We start from the raw sequence: 18,822 nt of genomic DNA on the forward strand, positions 1-18,822 counted from the left end.
CAACCTCCCTATGCCTACTTAGATTCTTTTTTTCTCTTTATTGCGCCTACTGGACAAACCTGAGCACAAATTCCACATCCAACACACTGGTTTGGATCGATAGATGATTTTTCTTTATCAAATCCTTCGTACTTCTTCATTCTTAGAGGAGGACAATTTGTCTTTATACAAGTCTTACAACCTATACAAATGCTTGGATCTACTTCAAATGGAGTTTCCTTTATCTTATATCTTAATGCACAAGGTCTAGTTGTAATAATAACCGACACACCTTTTCTCTTAGTTGCATCCACTATAGCTTTTTTAGCTTCTTTGTAATTAAACTGATCTACTCTTTGTATATCATCATACCCCATAGTTCTTATGATATCTTCTACTGACATATCTTGACCCATGTTATCCATATGGTAAGATTCTCCTGTTGGTTGACCTCCAGTCATCGCAGTTGTAGCATTGTCTAAAACTATCATAGTGATGTTCTCTTCACCTGTTAATTGGTATTTTAAATTTGCAAAACCTGGCAAACCACTATGGAAGAATGTACCATCACCTATAACTCCTACTATTGGCTTCTGATCATCTCCTTGTTTATCCATAGCTAATCTCATTCCCTTTATTATACCAAGTGATGAGCCCATACTAATATTAGCATTTAATACTTCCCATGGATATAATAGTCCCATAGTATAACATCCTATATCACCAATTACATTTACTTTTGCTTTCTTTAATATATCAAATACTGGTCTATGAGGACATCCTGCACAGAATAATGGTCCTCTTGCTGTAGTATCATCTTTTGAAGTATCTTTTAGCTGTCTTTCTTTTATAACACCTAATTTTACTAATCCTTCTTCAATTACTTCTGAATGTAATTCACCTGTGAAACTAAAGAATTCTTTACCTACACAATCAATACCATGTAATTTTAATTCATTTTCAATAAATGGCATCATTTCTTCTATAACTATTATTTTAGAATATTTTTCAGATAATTTTTTTATCTTATCTATAGGAAGTGGGTAAACCATACCTAATTTAAATACATCTACATCTGGACATACTTCTTTAAAATTGTAATAACATATACCTGAAGTTATTACTAGTACATCGCTTCCTTTTTCTTCCAATTTATTTATTTCTAAATCATTTGCACGTTCCTGTAACTTTTCAATTCTTTCTTTCATTGTATACTGGTGCTTAAAAGTATGAGGCGGAAGCATACAATATTTTGATGGATCTGGCTCAAACTTTGGACCCATATGTTCTTCTCTTTCACCTAGTTCTACTGTTGATCTAGCATGACAAATTCTGCTTGTGATTCTTAACATTACAGGTGTCTTATATTCTTCACTTAACTCTAACCCTTTTATAACAAAATCCTTTGCATCTTGGGAATCAGATGGATCAAATATAGGCATGTTTGCAAACTTACCTAATATTCTGTTATCCTGTTCATTTTGAGAACTCGCCATTCCAGGGTCATCACCTGTAACAAGCATGAAACCAGCATCTACAGGAGATTGCGTAAAACTCATCAATGGATCCATACATATATTTACACCTACATGCTTCATAGTTACCATAGTCCTCAAACCACCGTAACATGCACCTATACCAACTTCTAATGCAACTTTTTCATTCATAGAAAACTCTGAATATATATCCTCATGATATTCTTTCATTGTTTCAATAACTTCTACAGTTGGTGATCCAGGATATGCTGTTGCAACCCCACCACCAGCTTCGTAAAAACCTCTAGCAATACTCTGATTACCGCTTAAAATTTCTTTTTTGCTCATTTTTTGTTCTCCTTTATTAATACTTTGCTTAAATAAATTTAAATCTTATATTATCCTTTTTAGGAAATCGATATACCTATAATATACCCATTTATATTTTTATTAATATTTATTTTATATTAGATTTAAAATTTTTTGATTTAGTTATAAAAATAAAAAAAGAGATTGTTAATATAAATTATTAATTTATATTAACAATCTCTTTTAAGATAATTTATGTTATTCTATTTATTTCTATATAATATTTAGACCAAGCTATATAGATCTTGTAGCTTCTCTTAACCAAGATCTTTCATCTTCACTTAAGTATGGGCTAATTGTTTCATATACACGCGCATGGTAATTGTTAAGCTCTTTTCTATCCTCTTCTGTTAGCATAGACATATTTATGGCCTCTAAATCAAAGGGGCAATATGTCAGTACTTCAAATCTCATGAACTGTCCATATTCATTATTTACTGTCTTATGCACTAACATTTCATTTTCTAGTCTAACCCCATGGGAGCCTGAAATATATATCCCTGGTTCATTAGTTATAACCATTCCTTCTTCGAAAGGATGTACTTCATGCTTTCTAAACTGCCATCTAATACTTGATGGTGGCTCATGAATGTTTCCTAAATATCCTACACCGTGCCCTGTACCATGATTAAAGTTTCTTGCATTTTCCCAGAATGGCTGTCTGGCTAATATATCTAGATTCATACCAGTACATCCATACATAAATATTGCTTTTGCTAATCTTAGATTAGCTTGAAGAACTGTAGTATAATCATCTTTCATCTCTTGGCTAATTTCACCTAATGCTGTAGTTCTAGTTATATCAGTAGATCCTTGTAAGTAGTTAGCTCCTGTGTCAGTAAGGAATAAATTATTCATTGCTAACCTTTTATTAGTTTCTTCTGTAGCTGCATAGTGAACTATAGCTCCATGTTCTGCAAAACCTGCTATAGGCTCAAAACTAGGGCAGATAAAATCACCTTGCTCTTTTCTCAACTCCTCCAATTTATCTGAGGCTGAAATTTCTGTTTCCTGATTAATTTTTCCTTCTTTTACCAGTTTTTTCATCCAATATATGAATTTTGTATGTGCAATACCATCCTTAATGTGCGCTTTTCTTATATTTGATATTTCTGTTTCATTCTTCATGGCTTTCATAAGTATAGTTGGATTCATAGCTTCCACAATTTTCACTGAATCTGGAATATTTTTATACATAGCATAATTCAATCTATCTGGATCAACTAATACACTCATACTTAGTGATTTCACATCTTCATATATATCATTATACGGTTTAACTTCTACATTATTATTTTTTATAATGGTTTTTATATCTTCTGGAATTTTTTCATCATCTATATATAAAACTACTTTATCTTTATACACTACTGTATATGATAGCACTAGTGGAAAATATTCAACATCCTTACCTCTAATATTAAATAACCATCCAGTATCATCTAAAGTAGTGATTATATGTGAATCTACTTTTAGTTTTTTCATTTTTTCTCTAAGTCTAGAGATTTTACTATGAGTTGATTCCCCCGAGAAGCTTTCTTCTAAATAAAATATCTTTTCCTTAGAAAGCTCTGGTCTATCAGTCCATATTTTATCTATTAAATCAATATTATAAATTATACTACCATTTTTTGATTTTACAATTTCTTCTAGAAACATTCCTTGACCAAATGAAATAGATCTACCATCAAAGGCTACAGTTTGTCCCGGCTCTAAGTTACTTTCTATAAACTCTTCCAATGTAGGCACTCCTGCTTCTCCCATCTTCATAAGATCTACATCACTACCCTCAAGCTGCTGAGTAGCTTGTAAGAAGTATCTACCATCTGTCCAAAGCTTTGCACCACTATCCTTCAATATAAGAGCTGTTCCAGCAGATCCTGTAAATCCTGTAATAAACGCTCTTTCTTTAAAATGTTCGCCTACATACTCACTATCGTGATAGTCAGCCGTAGGTACTATATACATGTCTATATTATTTTGATTCATCAAATTTCTAAGTTCTTCAATTCTCTGACTTACCTTCATAAATTACCTTCCTTTTTACGTTTTTGATTATAAATTAAAATAAATTATATAAATTAAATATGTCTACTTTGTTGTTTGTATTATTTTATAACAGATATTAGTTAAAATAGTTTTTTAAACTCATCTGTAGCCCTAACCAAACTATCAACTATCTTAGGCTCTCCTGATGAATGACCAGATACAGTTATATCTAGCTTTACATTGTTTAATTTCTTACTCAATAGGTATGCTCCTATGAATCTACAATCCATATCATATCTTCCATGCACTATATGAGTAGGTATATCTTTTATTATATCTGCTTCATCCAATATATAATTCATATTTTTTCTAAACATATTATTCATCCAGAAGTGACACTCTATAGTGGCCATAGAAATAGCATAATCTTCATCACCAAAATCCTCTACTAGTTCATCATTAGGCTCTAAAGTTACTAGACTACCTTCCCACATAGACCATGCTCTTGCAGCCTCCACTCTAGTAGATCTATCTTCACTTGTTAGTCTTTTGTAATAAGCACTGACCATATCATTTCTCTCTTCTTCAGGTATAATTTTCTCAAAATTTTCCCATTTATCTGGAAATATATTTGATACTCCACCCTTTTGGTATATCCAATCTATATCTTCTTGACGCCCTAGGAATATGCCTCTCAATATAAGTCCTATTGTTTTATCAGGATGTTTTAGTGCATAAGAAAGTGCTAGAGTGGAGCCCCAACTTCCTCCAAATACCAACCATTTATCTATTTTTAGCTTTTCTCTAATCTTTTCCATATCACAAATAATACTATCAGTATCATTATTCTGTAAATTAGCATGAGGAGTTGATTTTCCACTTCCCCTCTGATCGAAAAGTATTATTCTATAAAATTTTGGATCAAAAAATTGTCTGCACGATGGTGCGGTTCCACATCCAGGTCCACCATGTAAAAAAACAACTGGTTTTCCCTCAGGATTTCCTGATTCTTCATAGTAAATTGTATGAATATCATCTACCTTTATAAAATCCGTAAAATTTGCTTCGATAGCTGGATAAAGTTCCCTCAATTTTTCCATTTTAAAGTCTCCTTTTCATTCATAAAAATTTTAGAATTTTCAAAAATACTTAATTTTATTATATCATAATATTTTGATGATTCGTTTAATTTTATTCAGTTGAGTGATATAATATATATTAATTGAATAGCTATTCTCACTCTATTCAAAATATAAGAATTAAAGGGGAATCTTATTATGAAGGAAAACAGAGTAAGTCGTGTATTGAAAAAAATGAAAGAGGATAATATACCACAATTTCTGGTAAGCGATCCACTTTCAATATTCTATCTTACAGGTTATTTTTTAAATCCTGGTGAAAGACTTTTCGCCTTGTATTTAAGTGAAAAAGGTGACCACAAATTATTTGTAAATGCACTTTTTCCAATTGAAGAGGATTTAGGGGTTGAAAAGATAATATTTACCGACACTGATGACTCTATTGAAATAGTTTCAAAATACGTTGATAAAAATGCTCCTATGGGGGTAGATAAAAACTGGCCTGCTAGATTTTTATTGTCCCTGATGGAAAAATGTGGTAAAAGTAAATTTATAAACGCATCATACATTGTGGATACACTTAGAATGTATAAAGATGAAGAAGAAAAAAATCTTATGAAAAAAGTTTCTAAGATGAATGATGAAGCTTGCGAAAAAATCATAGGAAAGATAACAGACGATAAGACAGAAAAACAGATAGCTAGTGAACTGATTAAAATGTACGAAGAAATGGGTGCTGAAGGCTTATCTTTTGACCCTATTATAGGTATGGCAGCCAATGGAGCTAATCCACACGGAGAACCAGGGGATAGATATGCAAAACCAGGAGATGCTATTATAATAGATATTGGTTGTAAAAAAGACATGTATTGCTCAGACATGACTAGAACAGTATTTTGGAAGGAAGTAAGCCCAAAGGCAAAGGAAGTATTTGAAATCGTTTTAGAAGCCAATAAAAGAGGTATAGAGGCTTCTAAACCTGGTGCTAGATTCTGCGATATAGATGCAGCTTGTAGAGATTATATCACTGAAAAAGGATATGGAGAATTCTTTACTCATAGAACTGGACATCACATCGGTTTAGAAGATCATGATTACGGCGATGTTTCTTCTATAAATACAGATATTGCCCAACCTGGTATGATATTTTCTATAGAGCCAGGTATTTATTTACCCGGAGAATTTGGTGTAAGAATAGAAGATTTGGTTTTAATTACTGAAGATGGTTGCGAAGTATTAAATAATTTTAATAAAGAACTAACTATAATAGGTAATGACTAACCATATATATTTAATAGATATTAAAAAATTAAAAAACAAAAAGGTATTCGATTAATCGAATACCTTTTTTGAAATTAAAATTTAAAATTTTTATTCTTGATCTAATAATTTTGTCAATCTGTTGCTTAATACAAACATTATTGCTGCAGTTATAAATGATACTATAGTGAACGTAATAAATATATTCATTATACCTAATTTTACAATAAATCCTTCAACATAACCACTTAACTTATTAGCTGCAAATGTAGCAAATAGCCATACACCTAATAATAGTGATAAATATTTCTTTGGTGCATACTTACTTACAAATGAGTTTCCAAGTGGAGAGAAACAGATTTCTCCAAGTGTTAAAACAAATCCAAAAGCAAATAACCAAAGTACACTTGTCTTAACTGTCTCTGGAGCCCCTACACCTCTTGACATTTCCATAAATACAAGTATTAAATAAGAAAGTCCAAGGAATACAAATGACCAAGTTACCTTATGGAACATAGACATATCTCCCTGAGGTCTCTTAGCAAGTCTTGCCCATAATTTAGCTGCTGCTAAACTTAGGAATACACATAATAGACCATTCCAAGTAGTTGAAACATGTGCTTCTGAGAATCTAAAACCACCTACAGTCATATCTACATATTTAGACATATATATAGTCAAAGATACTGATTGCTGTTCATAGAACAACCAGAATATTATTGATACAAAAGATATAAATACTATAAGAGCGACTCTATTCTTTTCTAATTTAGTAAGAGGTGCTGCGGCCTCTTCCTTTATTTCTTCTTTTGTTTCATTTGGTTCTTCTCCTATTATTTTTCCATTTACATCTGTAAAATATTTAAATGGCTTAATACCTTGACCTCTTAAAGTCTTGTAACTTAGTGTAAAGAATATACCTCCTAAAAATACAAGTATAGCACACACTAGAAATACTGTTCTAAACCCAAGCATTTTACCATCCATAAATGCTGTCATATAAAGGTATCCCATTAATGCCGAACCTAACATAGCACCAATATTAACAAATGAATACTGTACTGAGAAAGCGGTATCCAAAATTTCAGGATCATCAAACAATCTACCAATAATACCTGCAAGATTTCCCTTAAATAAACCTGTACCTACAGATACAACCGCTATCATCATATTTACCATAGTTACAGAATCAGCTTTCCAACCTATTAAGTATCCTAGCCCCATTAACAAACAGCCTATTGAAACTGCATATCTAGCACCTAACCACTTATCACAAATAAAACCACCAACAACTGGTGCTATATAAGTCCATGCAGTAAAGTTAACTGTAATTATTGCTGCCTCAGCTTCATTAATACCTAAACCACCCTTCGCTACGGCTGTTATTAGAAATAAAATTAATAATGGCTTGCTTCCGTAGAAAGCGAATCTTTCAAACGTATAAGTCAAACATGAAATATAGAACCCTAAAGGGTACTTCGTTTTTTTTACACTAGTCTCCATGACTAACCCCCTTAAAATTATTTGTCACTGATAATAAATAAGTGATAAAAGCAACTAACTATCAGAGACATGATGTGATTAATTAAATATTTTAATTACAAGTCCAGTTTATATTTTTATCAAGTTTTAGTCAAGGTATTTCATACAAATAATTAAATTTTCTTAATTTTTATATATAATATTTAAATTTATAAATATTATGCTAAAATAAATAAAGTTTTTTATTTTTATACACTATTTGGAAGATAGTAATATATTTCTTGCTTTATATTTTTACTTGCATCTTTTGATGTATATATAATAAAATTAAGAAAAGATAGTATACTATATAATTCATTATAATTTGTTGAAAACTTTTTTAATTTTTTTAATTTAATGGAGGTAAAATATGAGAAGACGAGATAGACAAATCACCGATATATACAAAATATCACAAATTATGGAAAAATGCCAAGTAACGAGAATCGCTTTTAACCACGAAAATGGTCCCTACATACTTCCACTTAATTTCGGCTTTTATGAGCATAATTCAAAATTTACTCTTTATTTTCACGGTGCTAAAGAAGGTAGAAAGGCTATATTAATATCTCAAAATCCATGCGTTGGTTTCGAGATGGATACTAATGGAAAGCTTGAGGAGAATGATACGGCATGTGGTCACTCATATTTCTACCAATCAATCATAGGAACGGGCAAAGTATCTCCTATCGAAGATATTAATGATAAAAAACATGCCTTAAAGCTTATTATGAAACATGCTACAGGAAAAGACAATTGGGATTTTCCAAACAGTATATTATCACGCACTGGCGTGTTCAAATTAGAAGTAACTGAATTAAGTGCAAAGGAGCATTTATAAGATATATGTATAAAAAATAGACCTCCAATCGTTAAATTATTAGTTTTAACTTTTGGAGGTTTAAATATTTTATATTGATTGTAAATAAAATACAACTCAGTATTTTATTTAAATTTAGTGTTTACATACCTTACCATCTTCATTTTCATGTTCAAATGCGTGACCAATACAGTTTGCACCCGCATCTCCTAGCCTGCCATCAATATATTTTTGTACAGCTTCCTCTGGATTACCTTCTGCACCGGAAAAAGATTTTATTCCCTTTTCTTTTAAGCTATCGACAGCACCTTGTCCCATACCTGCAGTAATTACAACGTCTATATCATTCTCCTTTATAAATTCCGGCATTGAAGAACAATGGTTACCTTCAGGATTTAATTCATATTTAGAGATGATTTCACCACCTGCTACTGTAAATACTGTAAAGTTCTTAGCGTGCCCAAAATGTCCACAAATCACATCTTTTTCTGTCGTTACTGCTATTTTCATAATATATAAACCTCCTAAATTACTAATATATTAGATATTTTATTGATTAATATCCTTAATACTATTCTACCCCATTTGTTATACAAATCAAATAGTCTATTAAATTTCTATTGTAATAAAAAAGGCCAGAAAATTAATTTTCCGACCCATACACGAAACCTGTATTATTATCTTATATTTTATTAATATTTAAAATGGTGCAAAACTATTATTAAACCAAGAATTTTGAGTTGCTAGTTTGATTTCTTCATCAAATGAATCTCTGTGCTTTATTTCCCAATCAGCTAATACCTCTAACAACTTCTTAGCATTTGGATCATCTGCTGATTTTGCAGCTTCTGTATAGAATTTAGCAAAGTCACTTTCCATAGCATAAGCCATCCTCAATATAGGTAAATCTTCTACAACCTTTGAAAAATCTATATTTTTTATATCTCTTTCATTAGTTTTAAAAATATCTTCTCCACCTTTAAGTGCGCTAGTGTCTATATCATTGAATTTACCATCTGCCTTAATCTTATCTAATTCTTTTTTAAGGATTTCATAATGGTCATCTTCCATTTCTGCTAATTCTTTAAATATTTCTTTGTTTGACTCCGCTTGTACCTTGTTTAAATACATACCATAAAATTCTTCAGCTTTCTTTTCCATATTCATTGCATACTTCAAAATTTCTACATAATTATTGTTTGACATAATCTCTACCTCCTAAAATATTAATTCTATTTGTACCGTTTTCCGGTTATGATAAATATATACCAAAAAATCAGATAATCTAAACAAATTATCTGATTTTTTTAAAATATTTGATTTTAAAACATTAAGTCCTAGTCAATAATTTTTTGTATGTCTTATCTATAATAAATGCTCCAAATGGTGCAGTAAGTAATATAGATACTACAGCCACAGTCAATACTACTTGACCGCAAGGCAATCCCATAGATAGCGGTATTGCACCTATAGCAGCCTGGACAGTTGCCTTTGGTGTATACGCAAGCATACAAAATGCTCTTTCATTTTTCCTTACCTTTGTTTTTACTAGACAAAGTAGAACTCCTACCATTCTAAATAATAATGCTCCTACTACTAATATACAAGCTAGTCCACCTGATGCCATTACATATTTCATATCGACTGTTGCTCCTACTAGTACAAATAACATTACATCTGCGCCGACCCATATTTTATTATATTTGTTGGCTAATTTGCTAGCTAGATTTGGATTTTTTCTATTTATTACCATACCCATACTCATAATTGCAAGTAAAGCTGAGATTGGAACAACCTTTGATGCTACATGTTCTAATTCTAATAGTAAAAATGATACACATAACATTACAATCAATTCAACTGTATTTCTTAATTTTAATTCGCTGTAAAATCTATTGATTATAATACCCACTAAAATACCTATGGCTATACCAGTTCCTATAGAAATTGGTATCTGTGCAAAACTTGATGCTGATACAGATCCACTTACTTCTAATGATATAAATGCTGTGAACATTACTATTACAAATATATCATCCATTGAAGATCCAGCTAAAATCATCTGGGGAATTCTGTGCTCTTTTCCATATCCCTCTTCTAGTAATTTTAACATTCTTGGTACTACTACTGCTGGAGAAACTGCAGCTATTACAGCTCCCATTATGGCAGCTTCAACTACTGATATTCCGAATATTGGTGGCGCAAGAACAACTACTCCCAATATCTCAGCACACGCTGGCAAAAAGCATAGTAAAACAGCTGGTCTACCAGCTTTTAATAAATCTTCTACATCCAAAGACAAACCTGCTCTTGTAAGTATTATTATAAGTGCAAACTGCCTAAGGTCACCCGATACATCAATTAACGGCTTACTCAATAAATTTAAACCATGTGGTCCTACGATAATACCTGCTATTATCATTCCAACTAAACTAGGTAGACGAAGTTTGTCAAAAATTCCTCCCAAAAACATACCTAGTAATAATATAACTGCAAGACTAGTTAACATAAGGTCCTCCCCTAATATAAATTTTCATAAAAAAACTGATCACTCCTATCTGAAAGTCATCAGCGAATTGTCGTTGAATTGGCTTCAATAAGAATACCGTTTTCATATTAAAGTCTAGCACCCTTCATTTTAATTTGCAATTGATTTTTTGTTCATATAAACTTCACATTAATTCTACATATTGTTGACTTTTTTTTATCAATATAATCCAATATACAGATATTGATATCTAATTACTTTTATTTTTATATTAAAAAAGTCAGTAGTAAAAACTACTGACTTTATATAATTAAATTAATTATTCAATTATTGATGCCACAACTCCTGAAGCTACCGTTCTACCACCTTCTCTTATGGCAAATCTTAAACCTTCTTCAACACATATTGAGTTGATTAGGTCTACTTCTATTGTTACGTTATCTCCTGGCATTACCATTTCTATTCCTTCTGGTAATTTACACTCACCTGTTACGTCTGTTGTTCTGAAATAGAACTGTGGTCTATATCCATCAAAGAATGGAGTATGTCTACCACCTTCTTCTTTCTTTAACACATATATTTCTGCTGTAAACTTTGTATGTGCATGTACTGAACCTGGCTTTGCTAATACCTGGCCTCTTTCTATTTCATCTCTTTGGATTCCTCTTAGTAGTGCTCCTATATTATCTCCAGCTTCTGCCTGATCTAGTAACTTTCTAAACATTTCTACTCCTGTTACTACTACCTTTCTTGGCTGTTCTGATAATCCTACTAATTCTACTTCATCAGATACCTTTAATACTCCTCTTTCTACTCTACCTGTAGCTACTGTTCCTCTTCCTGTGATTGAGAAGATGTCTTCTACTGGCATTAAGAAGTCCTTGTCTACTGCTCTTTCTGGTGCTGGAATATATTCATCTATTTCTTCGAAGAAATCTACTATTATATCTGACCACTTTGATCCTGGCTCTTCTAATGCCATTAATGCTGATCCTCTTACTATTGGAGTATCATCTCCTGGGAATTCATATTCGTTTAGTAATTCTCTTACTTCCATTTCTACTAATTCTAATAGTTCTTCATCATCTACCATATCGCACTTGTTTAGGAATACTACTATATATGGTACACCTACCTGTCTTGATAGTAGGATATGTTCTCTTGTCTGAGGCATTGGTCCATCTGTTGCTGCAACTACTAGGATTGCACCGTCCATCTGTGCTGCTCCTGTTATCATGTTCTTTACATAATCCGCATGGCCTGGGCAGTCTACGTGTGCGTAGTGTCTGTTTGGTGTTTCATATTCAACATGCGCTGTTGATATTGTGATTCCTCTTTCTCTTTCTTCTGGTGCCTTATCTATGTTAGCGAAGTCTACTGCTTCACCTAACTGATACTTATCAAATAAAGTCTTTGTTATTGCTGCTGTTAATGTTGTTTTACCATGGTCTACGTGACCTATTGTTCCAATGTTAACATGTGGCTTGTTTCTTTCAAATTTAGCTTTTGCCATTTTAATTCCTCCTAATAAAATAATTTTAAACTTGGTTGTATTTTACTATTAATCCAAGCTATTTTCAAGATATTTATCCAATTTTCTTTTTATTCTCTGTATTGCATTATCGACTGCCTTAACTGTTTTTTCAAGTTTTTCTGCTATATTTTGATAACTTTTATCCTGTAAATATAAATTCAGTACTTCTTCTTCAAATGGACTCAAAAGTTTCATTATATTTTTCTCTGTATTTATATAGCTCTCTTTTCCCAATAACAGTTTTTCAGGATCTTGGTCCAACTCATCTCTTATTATCTCATGAAGTGTCTTTTCTGAGTCATCTTCAAATACTGGTTTACTAAGAGAAATATAAGTATTGAGAGGCATGTGCTTTTGCCTATTAGATGTCTTTACTGCTGTGATCATCTGCCTTGTTATACACATATCTGCAAAACTCTTAAATGCAGATGTTTTTACAGCATCATAGTCTCTAATGGCTTTGTACAATCCAATCATCCCCTCTTGTATTATGTCATCTCTATCTGCTCCAGCCAAAAAATATAGTCTGGCCTTAGATTTTACCATAGGAGAATATTTATCTATCAAAAAATCTATCGAATCTTTATCTCCTTCTTTAGCTTTCTTTAAGTAACTGATATCCAAATCATTTTGCCCATTATCGATTGAGAGCATATCGTTGTCTAATCTAGACATAAAACCTCCAAACCTTATGATGCTACTACTTGTTTCTTCTTATTTTTTCTAGTTTTTCTAAAACTGAACTATCTATCTTATTTTCTAAACGGTTCATACTATTATATTCTTTTGACTTAAAAGAACTTTTCTTACGTAAAGCTTCCTTTGCATTTGATACATCACTTATTAATTCTCTAGCAGGTATTCTATAACATCCCTTACCTAAAGCTATCTGCTGTTCTGCATAATCACTAGTTGCTACATATATTTCATCATACTTTGATAAAGATGATATAAACTTTTCTATATATGAATCTGCAGTTTGATTCTCTTTTGTGAATACAATAGTAATCTCATGATACTTTTGAATATTTTCTTCAGAGTTTTTTACCCTATAAGCATCAAAGATTATATATGCTTCTAAACCTTTAATTTTTGAATATTCTAGTACATGATTAACCAACATTTCTCTTGAAGTTTGTAGATCTTCTTCGGATATAGTCTTTAGCTTGGACCAGGCATTTATTATATTATATCCATCTACTATCAAAATTTTTCGAGATTTATATAAAACCCTAGTCATTTCTTTGTCTATAGATTTCATATAAAATAATACTAGCTGCTACAGAAGCATTTAAAGAGCTGACGTTTCCAGACATTGGCATTGATACTGTAAAATCACAGTTTTCCTTTACTAATCTAGATATACCCGATCCTTCTGCTCCAATTACAAGTGCTAGTGGTCCTCTTAAGTTCTGCTGATAAAATGCTTGTCCACCCATATCTACAGCAGCTACCCATATTCCATTTTCTTTTAACATGTTTATTGTACTTACTATATTTGTGACTTTACAAACAGGCATATACTCTACTGCACCTGCTGATGCTTTTGCTACTATTGGAGTTATATGTACACTTCTTCTCTTTGGAATTATTACCGCACTTGCTCCTACCGCATCTGCAGTTCTTATTATAGAACCTAAATTATGAGGATCTGTAATTCCATCTAATATTATGTATAGAGAATCTGTATCTTTAGTTTTTCCTTGCTCTATTATATCTTCTATTTCGTAGTATTTATATTCACTACAGATAGCTATTACTCCTTGGTGGGCATGACTTTCAGATAGTTCATCTAGCTTATGTCTATCAACTTGTTGAATTACAATATTATTATCTTTTGCCATTCCAATAATCTTTTTGATAGATCCTTCTTTTGAAGTTTTATTTACTAAAATTTTGTCTATCTCTCTATTATTTTTTAGAGCCTCTATTACTGGATTTCTGCCTTCTATTAGAGCCACTTTATTCACCACCTTATTTTTCTTCTATTATCTCTATACTTTTTTGAATAATATAGTTTAATCTATGAGTATTCCCTTTTAGATAAATATATCCAATTACTGCCTCAAAACCCGTAGCGTGCCTATAATCAACTATACTAGCATTTTTAGCCGCTGTGTTTTTCTTATGATTTCTTCCTCTTTTAAATATACTCAACTCATCCTCTTCTAGTATATCTATCTCTAAGAATTTTATTGCCTTTGATTGGGCATTTGCATTCACATATTTTATAGCATATTTATGAAGATCATTTATCTTCATAAATATATTTTTTCTAATCAAGTACTCTCTTATATATGATTCATAAACTGTATCTCCTAAGTAAGCAAGAGTTAGCGGGGAAATCCTAGCCAACTCTTGTTCACTTATTTGTGAGTATTTTTTTATATTCTCTTCCATTTTACACCCTGTCTTGTATCTTCTATAGAGATTCCCATATTAATTAGTTTATCTCGTATTTGATCAGCAAGTTCAAAGTCCTTATTTTTTTTAGCTTGTGTTCTTTCTTCAATCAATTCTTCTACCTTTGTCTTCAGCTCTTCATCATTGTCTTCAGATTTACCTGCTATATTAAGAACTCCAGTAAGTTCATTAAACATATCTAGATTTTTCTGAGCAAATTCCTTTGATGAATTTTGATTTACATTAGTATTCATAAATTTGGCTAGTTCAAATATTACACTAATTGCATCTGCTGTATTTAAATCATCATCCATCGACTCTATAAACTTATCTCTATAGGATTCTAAAGCCTTTATTAAATCCTTTTCTTCTTCTTTTATTGTAGACTCTTCTAATTTTGATAATATGAATTCTACATTATCTCTAGAATTTGTAAGTCTTTCTAGGCCTGCTTTTGACTGTTCTAAAACGGTGTCACTGAAATTAACTGGATTTCTATAATGAGTAGAAAGCAAGAAGAATCTTACTAGACCCAAGTCATATTTCTTTGATATATCTCTTACAGTGAAAAAATTTCCTAATGATTTAGACATCTTTTCTCCGTCAACATTTATATAACCATTGTGCATCCAATATTTTACATATTGATGACCATTTCTACATTCACTTTGAGCTATTTCATTTTCATGATGTGGAAATTGTAAGTCTTGACCACCTGCATGTATATCTAAGGTATCACCAAGGTATCTGTTAGACATTACTGAGCACTCGATATGCCATCCTGGTCTGCCTTCTCCCCATGGACTCTTCCATCCTGGTTCACCTTCCTTCTTTGCCTTCCACAATACAAAATCTAGTGGGTCTTCTTTTTTATCATCTACATCTATTCTTGCGCCAAGCTCTAATTCTTCAATGTTTTGATGAGATAATTTTCCATACTCTTCAAATTTTCTTGTTCTAAATAGAACATCACCATTTGTTTCATATGCATATCCCTTGTTTATTAAATCTTGTACAAACTCTATTATCTGCTTGATATTATCAGTTACCTGCGGATGGACATCAGCTCTTTTTATACCTAGACCATCACAATCTATAAAATATTCTTTTATATATTTTTCAGCAACTTCTTCAGGAGAGATTCCTTCTTCATGGCTTCTCTTTATTATTTTATCATCTACATCTGTAAAGTTCTGAACATAGGTTACATCATATCCTCTGTATTCAAAATATCTTCTAAGTGAATCAAATACAGTAAATGGTCTCGCATTGCCTAAATGTATAAAGTTATATACTGTTGGTCCACAAACGTACATCTTTACCTTTCCAGGCTCAGTAGGCACAAATTCTTCTTTTCTTCTTGTCATTGTATTATATATTTTCATATGACACCTCCACTTTATATTTATATATACTTTAGTTCATATTTAAAATCTCTGTTACAGATTGACTGTGTTCTCCTGATCCAACTTGAATTATATTCTTAAAAGTTTTTGATTTTAACACTCTTACTTGTTCAGAACTTAGGCTTCCATGACTTATAACTAAAGGTGATTTTGTTTTCGCAGCGTATACTCCTACCGCTAATCCATCTACTAATGAATCTAAATTTGGATAGCCATCCTTTGCGACAAAAACATTATCTAATTGAGCCATAGGATAGAATTTCTCAATAATTTTAGCATTTGTGTCATTTCTAGTATCTCCGCTCAATCTAGTAACTCCAGCTAATTGCCTATCTACATCTATAGGAACATTAGAAGTTCCTCCTAGCACATACGATTCAACTAACTTTGATTTATCAATAAAGCTAGGTAAACTAAATGTTCCATTTTTGCTAGTAAGTAAAATTGGTATATTTTTTTCTCCAGATATTGGAGAAAAACTTATTGCATCTGGTAGTCCATTGTATCCATTCACTACAGATACCTTTGTTATATCCCCACTCATACTTCTCACTTGATCTGCTATTTTTTCGCTAGTTTCAATTCTTGAGTTTCCTGCTAATCTATCCACCTTGTAAGTTTTTCTCAATTCATCTTCAATCGATTTTGAAACAGAAGATTCTCCACCAATTATAGTTATATTTTTTGCATTTAAATTTTTAATTTCTTGATATGTATTTGAATTTAAACTTGTGCTACCTGTAAGCAATATAGGAGCATCCTTTAACTTTGCAAGAGATGTAGCTGTAAGTGCATCCGCTATTGCAGACGAATTAACTAGTATTACATTATCACTTCCTTTAGGAAATGCTTCTTTTGCTATTTCTATAGCAGTTTCGAATCTAGTATTTCCTGATAATAATTTAGTATTTGTACTCAAATTCGCTTTATCTGTAATAGCCTTTATCGACAGATTAGTAGGTTTAAATTCTTTTATTGTATTAAGATCCACAAAATACCCATTTTCATATGTATAACTTTCTCCTAAAGATGCTTTTGGCACAAATAAGGAACTATTATTTAAAGCATCCTCTGCCCCTAAAGATGGCAATCTTCCAGAGCTATTACTAATCTTAACAGCAATAGAACCATATCCACTTGGCAATTTATAGTCATTTATATCTATTGTAGTATAGCCTGAATGATCTACTATACCTGATTTTAGAAAAGTTTTCTGTGTATTACTTGGAACTCCATTTGGAGATGGCACAAAGTATAACTCATATTTTGCGCCTACAGTATCAGTATAAAACATAACGCTCTTTAATATTTCATTATTTCCAAATTTAAATTTATTAGCTCCCATTATTTGCCCATCATTTGAAAAAATAGTTGCTAATAATGAGTATTCATGCTGATATATTTTTTGATTTTTAGAATCCCTAGCATTCATTATTGCAAAATTATCATCAGAAGACATTATGTTGGTATCTTCGTATGAAATCCAATAATATCCATTTTCTCCTTCTTCAGATCCCCAGCTACTTTTTACAAGCCATGCTCCATTACTATTAGGCATACGATTATATCCATCAAAGTTAAAACGTGGATAATTGTTATTCCATCCTACTATATCTATTGCGTGATTTTGACCATCAGATTCCCCTGAGTAAATTGATTTTCTATCTGTACCTATGTACTTCTCACTGTGCATATATCCTGACGTCACCGAACCATATTTTAATATAGCATTTTTTATAGAAGTGGCATTATTAGATACCTTCATTACATCAGTAACCTTGTATGGAGACAAAGGTGCACTATCAAAATTAGTTGGTTTTGTTGCTCCTTCTGTATCTTTTACAGTTCCATTATATGGTATATCTTTTTCCATTTTTGGACCTGACCATGAAGTAAAATATCCTACTGCTGTATCATTATAAGACCCTTCTTCATCTGAAATATCCCAGTTATATATACCACCTTTAGCCCACCATCTCATATGTTCTTCACTAAAATCATTATATCCCATATTATTTTTTAATAAATATGTCTCAAATGCAGATATTCCTGCAAATGCCCAACATATACCTAAATTTTGCTGATTTTTTACGGAAGTCATATAGTTTAGAGGCCTTGGATCATATGATGTTGACGCTGATGTATAAGTCCCAGTAGTAGCTCTTTTTATATAATTTCTAAGTTCCGTTCCCTTTTCATTTTTATTTGTAATACTTAAATTACCACTAGTAACTGTTTGATTATTAGTCTTTCCAGGTACAAAGTAAGGTTTTAAATTTTTATTATCTTCACCATATACACTAAAAATACTACCTGATAATATTGTTAATGTTAATACAGATGTTATTGCTTTTTTTACTAGAATTCCTTTATAATTTCTATTTGCCATAAATTTACCTTTCTTCAAATAAAATATATAAATTTATATATTTTTGTATAAAATTCTTCAATTATATACTATCATTAAATAGCAATATTTTCAAGCTATTAGCCAGTTTA

At 31.5% G+C, this 18,822-nt stretch carries 16 protein-coding genes; 2 read left to right on the plus strand and 14 right to left on the minus strand.

Annotation, left to right across the window (positions count from 1 at the left end; translation table 11 throughout):
- Positions 1-14: 14 nt before the first annotated feature.
- The 3 genes from O0R46_RS09770 to pip form a co-directional block, all read right to left on the minus strand.
- Complete coding sequence (locus O0R46_RS09770; protein ID WP_269311552.1) at positions 15-1,802, minus strand: thiamine pyrophosphate-dependent enzyme; 1,788 nt, start codon at positions 1,800-1,802, stop codon at positions 15-17.
- 255 nt (positions 1,803-2,057) lie between these two features.
- Positions 2,058-3,851, minus strand: coding sequence for an aminopeptidase P family protein (locus tag O0R46_RS09775; protein ID WP_269311553.1), 1,794 nt, complete (start codon positions 3,849-3,851; stop codon positions 2,058-2,060).
- A gap of 101 nt (positions 3,852-3,952) precedes the next feature.
- Positions 3,953-4,912: a prolyl aminopeptidase gene (gene pip / locus O0R46_RS09780; RefSeq protein WP_269311554.1), complete on the minus strand. Its 960-nt coding sequence runs from the start codon at positions 4,910-4,912 to the stop codon at positions 3,953-3,955.
- Positions 4,913-5,089: 177 nt separating this feature from the next.
- On the opposite strand from pip, the gene O0R46_RS09785 reads away from it, so the two are divergent.
- Complete coding sequence (locus O0R46_RS09785; protein WP_269311555.1) at positions 5,090-6,172, plus strand: M24 family metallopeptidase; 1,083 nt, start codon at positions 5,090-5,092, stop codon at positions 6,170-6,172.
- Between the two features lie 90 nt (positions 6,173-6,262).
- Here O0R46_RS09785 and O0R46_RS09790 read toward each other — a convergent pair whose 3' ends face one another.
- Positions 6,263-7,654, minus strand: a complete 1,392-nt coding sequence (locus O0R46_RS09790; protein WP_269311556.1) for a peptide MFS transporter — start codon at positions 7,652-7,654, stop codon at positions 6,263-6,265.
- Positions 7,655-8,042: 388 nt separating this feature from the next.
- On the opposite strand from O0R46_RS09790, the gene O0R46_RS09795 reads away from it, so the two are divergent.
- On the plus strand, positions 8,043-8,513 hold the full coding sequence (locus O0R46_RS09795) for a pyridoxamine 5'-phosphate oxidase family protein (protein WP_269311557.1): 471 nt from the start codon (positions 8,043-8,045) through the stop codon (positions 8,511-8,513).
- Between the two features lie 114 nt (positions 8,514-8,627).
- On the opposite strand, the gene O0R46_RS09800 is transcribed toward O0R46_RS09795, so the two are convergent.
- The 10 genes from O0R46_RS09800 to O0R46_RS09845 all read right to left on the minus strand — a co-directional run bounded on the left by O0R46_RS09800 (position 8,628) and on the right by O0R46_RS09845 (position 18,712).
- Complete coding sequence (locus O0R46_RS09800) at positions 8,628-9,002, minus strand: NifB/NifX family molybdenum-iron cluster-binding protein (protein ID WP_269311558.1); 375 nt, start codon at positions 9,000-9,002, stop codon at positions 8,628-8,630.
- A gap of 189 nt (positions 9,003-9,191) precedes the next feature.
- Positions 9,192-9,698 carry a ferritin family protein gene (locus tag O0R46_RS09805; protein ID WP_269311559.1) on the minus strand — a complete coding sequence of 169 codons (507 nt, stop codon included), beginning with the start codon at positions 9,696-9,698 and terminating at the stop codon, positions 9,192-9,194.
- A gap of 124 nt (positions 9,699-9,822) precedes the next feature.
- Complete coding sequence (locus O0R46_RS09810; RefSeq protein ID WP_269311560.1) at positions 9,823-11,001, minus strand: cation:proton antiporter; 1,179 nt, start codon at positions 10,999-11,001, stop codon at positions 9,823-9,825.
- 298 nt (positions 11,002-11,299) lie between these two features.
- Positions 11,300-12,493, minus strand: a complete 1,194-nt coding sequence (gene tuf, locus O0R46_RS09815; protein WP_269311528.1) for an elongation factor Tu — start codon at positions 12,491-12,493, stop codon at positions 11,300-11,302.
- Positions 12,494-12,541: 48 nt separating this feature from the next.
- Positions 12,542-13,189 (minus strand): RNA polymerase sporulation sigma factor SigH, encoded by a 648-nt coding sequence (gene sigH / locus O0R46_RS09820; protein WP_269311561.1) that lies wholly within the window; start codon positions 13,187-13,189, stop codon positions 12,542-12,544.
- 25 nt (positions 13,190-13,214) lie between these two features.
- Positions 13,215-13,775 (minus strand): NYN domain-containing protein, encoded by a 561-nt coding sequence (locus O0R46_RS09825; RefSeq protein WP_269311562.1) that lies wholly within the window; start codon positions 13,773-13,775, stop codon positions 13,215-13,217.
- Positions 13,747-14,475 carry a 23S rRNA (guanosine(2251)-2'-O)-methyltransferase RlmB gene (rlmB, locus tag O0R46_RS09830; RefSeq protein WP_269311563.1) on the minus strand — a complete coding sequence of 243 codons (729 nt, stop codon included), beginning with the start codon at positions 14,473-14,475 and terminating at the stop codon, positions 13,747-13,749. Before rlmB ends, O0R46_RS09825 begins: the two co-directional genes overlap by 29 nt.
- Positions 14,476-14,488: 13 nt before the next feature.
- Positions 14,489-14,914 (minus strand): Mini-ribonuclease 3, encoded by a 426-nt coding sequence (locus tag O0R46_RS09835; RefSeq protein ID WP_269311564.1) that lies wholly within the window; start codon positions 14,912-14,914, stop codon positions 14,489-14,491.
- Positions 14,899-16,302 carry a cysteine--tRNA ligase gene (cysS, locus tag O0R46_RS09840; protein ID WP_269311565.1) on the minus strand — a complete coding sequence of 468 codons (1,404 nt, stop codon included), beginning with the start codon at positions 16,300-16,302 and terminating at the stop codon, positions 14,899-14,901. The genes O0R46_RS09835 and cysS overlap by 16 nt, the downstream gene beginning before the upstream one ends.
- Positions 16,303-16,333: 31 nt before the next feature.
- Positions 16,334-18,712, minus strand: coding sequence for a cell wall-binding repeat-containing protein (locus O0R46_RS09845; RefSeq protein ID WP_269311566.1), 2,379 nt, complete (start codon positions 18,710-18,712; stop codon positions 16,334-16,336).
- Positions 18,713-18,822 lie beyond the last annotated feature (110 nt).

Origin of the sequence: Peptostreptococcus equinus (genome assembly GCF_027125355.1) — a bacterium.
GTDB classification, from domain to species: domain Bacteria; phylum Bacillota; class Clostridia; order Peptostreptococcales; family Peptostreptococcaceae; genus Peptostreptococcus; species Peptostreptococcus equinus.

What these genes read in the sequence shown, in the direction of transcription:
- O0R46_RS09825 (WP_269311562.1), bottom strand. Translation starts at nt 13,775, where the DNA reads ATGAAATCTATAGACAAAGAAATGACTAGGGTTTTATATAAATCTCGA.
- O0R46_RS09835 (WP_269311564.1), bottom strand. Translation starts at nt 14,914, where the DNA reads ATGGAAGAGAATATAAAAAAATACTCACAAATAAGTGAACAAGAGTTG.
- tuf (WP_269311528.1), bottom strand. Translation starts at nt 12,493, where the DNA reads ATGGCAAAAGCTAAATTTGAAAGAAACAAGCCACATGTTAACATTGGA.
- cysS (WP_269311565.1), bottom strand. Translation starts at nt 16,302, where the DNA reads ATGAAAATATATAATACAATGACAAGAAGAAAAGAAGAATTTGTGCCT.
- O0R46_RS09795 (WP_269311557.1), top strand. Translation starts at nt 8,043, where the DNA reads ATGAGAAGACGAGATAGACAAATCACCGATATATACAAAATATCACAA.
- O0R46_RS09800 (WP_269311558.1), bottom strand. Translation starts at nt 9,002, where the DNA reads ATGAAAATAGCAGTAACGACAGAAAAAGATGTGATTTGTGGACATTTT.
- O0R46_RS09770 (WP_269311552.1), bottom strand. Translation starts at nt 1,802, where the DNA reads ATGAGCAAAAAAGAAATTTTAAGCGGTAATCAGAGTATTGCTAGAGGT.
- sigH (WP_269311561.1), bottom strand. Translation starts at nt 13,189, where the DNA reads ATGTCTAGATTAGACAACGATATGCTCTCAATCGATAATGGGCAAAAT.
- O0R46_RS09790 (WP_269311556.1), bottom strand. Translation starts at nt 7,654, where the DNA reads ATGGAGACTAGTGTAAAAAAAACGAAGTACCCTTTAGGGTTCTATATT.
- pip (WP_269311554.1), bottom strand. Translation starts at nt 4,912, where the DNA reads ATGGAAAAATTGAGGGAACTTTATCCAGCTATCGAAGCAAATTTTACG.
- O0R46_RS09775 (WP_269311553.1), bottom strand. Translation starts at nt 3,851, where the DNA reads ATGAAGGTAAGTCAGAGAATTGAAGAACTTAGAAATTTGATGAATCAA.
- O0R46_RS09810 (WP_269311560.1), bottom strand. Translation starts at nt 11,001, where the DNA reads ATGTTAACTAGTCTTGCAGTTATATTATTACTAGGTATGTTTTTGGGA.
- O0R46_RS09785 (WP_269311555.1), top strand. Translation starts at nt 5,090, where the DNA reads ATGAAGGAAAACAGAGTAAGTCGTGTATTGAAAAAAATGAAAGAGGAT.
- O0R46_RS09805 (WP_269311559.1), bottom strand. Translation starts at nt 9,698, where the DNA reads ATGTCAAACAATAATTATGTAGAAATTTTGAAGTATGCAATGAATATG.
- O0R46_RS09845 (WP_269311566.1), bottom strand. Translation starts at nt 18,712, where the DNA reads ATGGCAAATAGAAATTATAAAGGAATTCTAGTAAAAAAAGCAATAACA.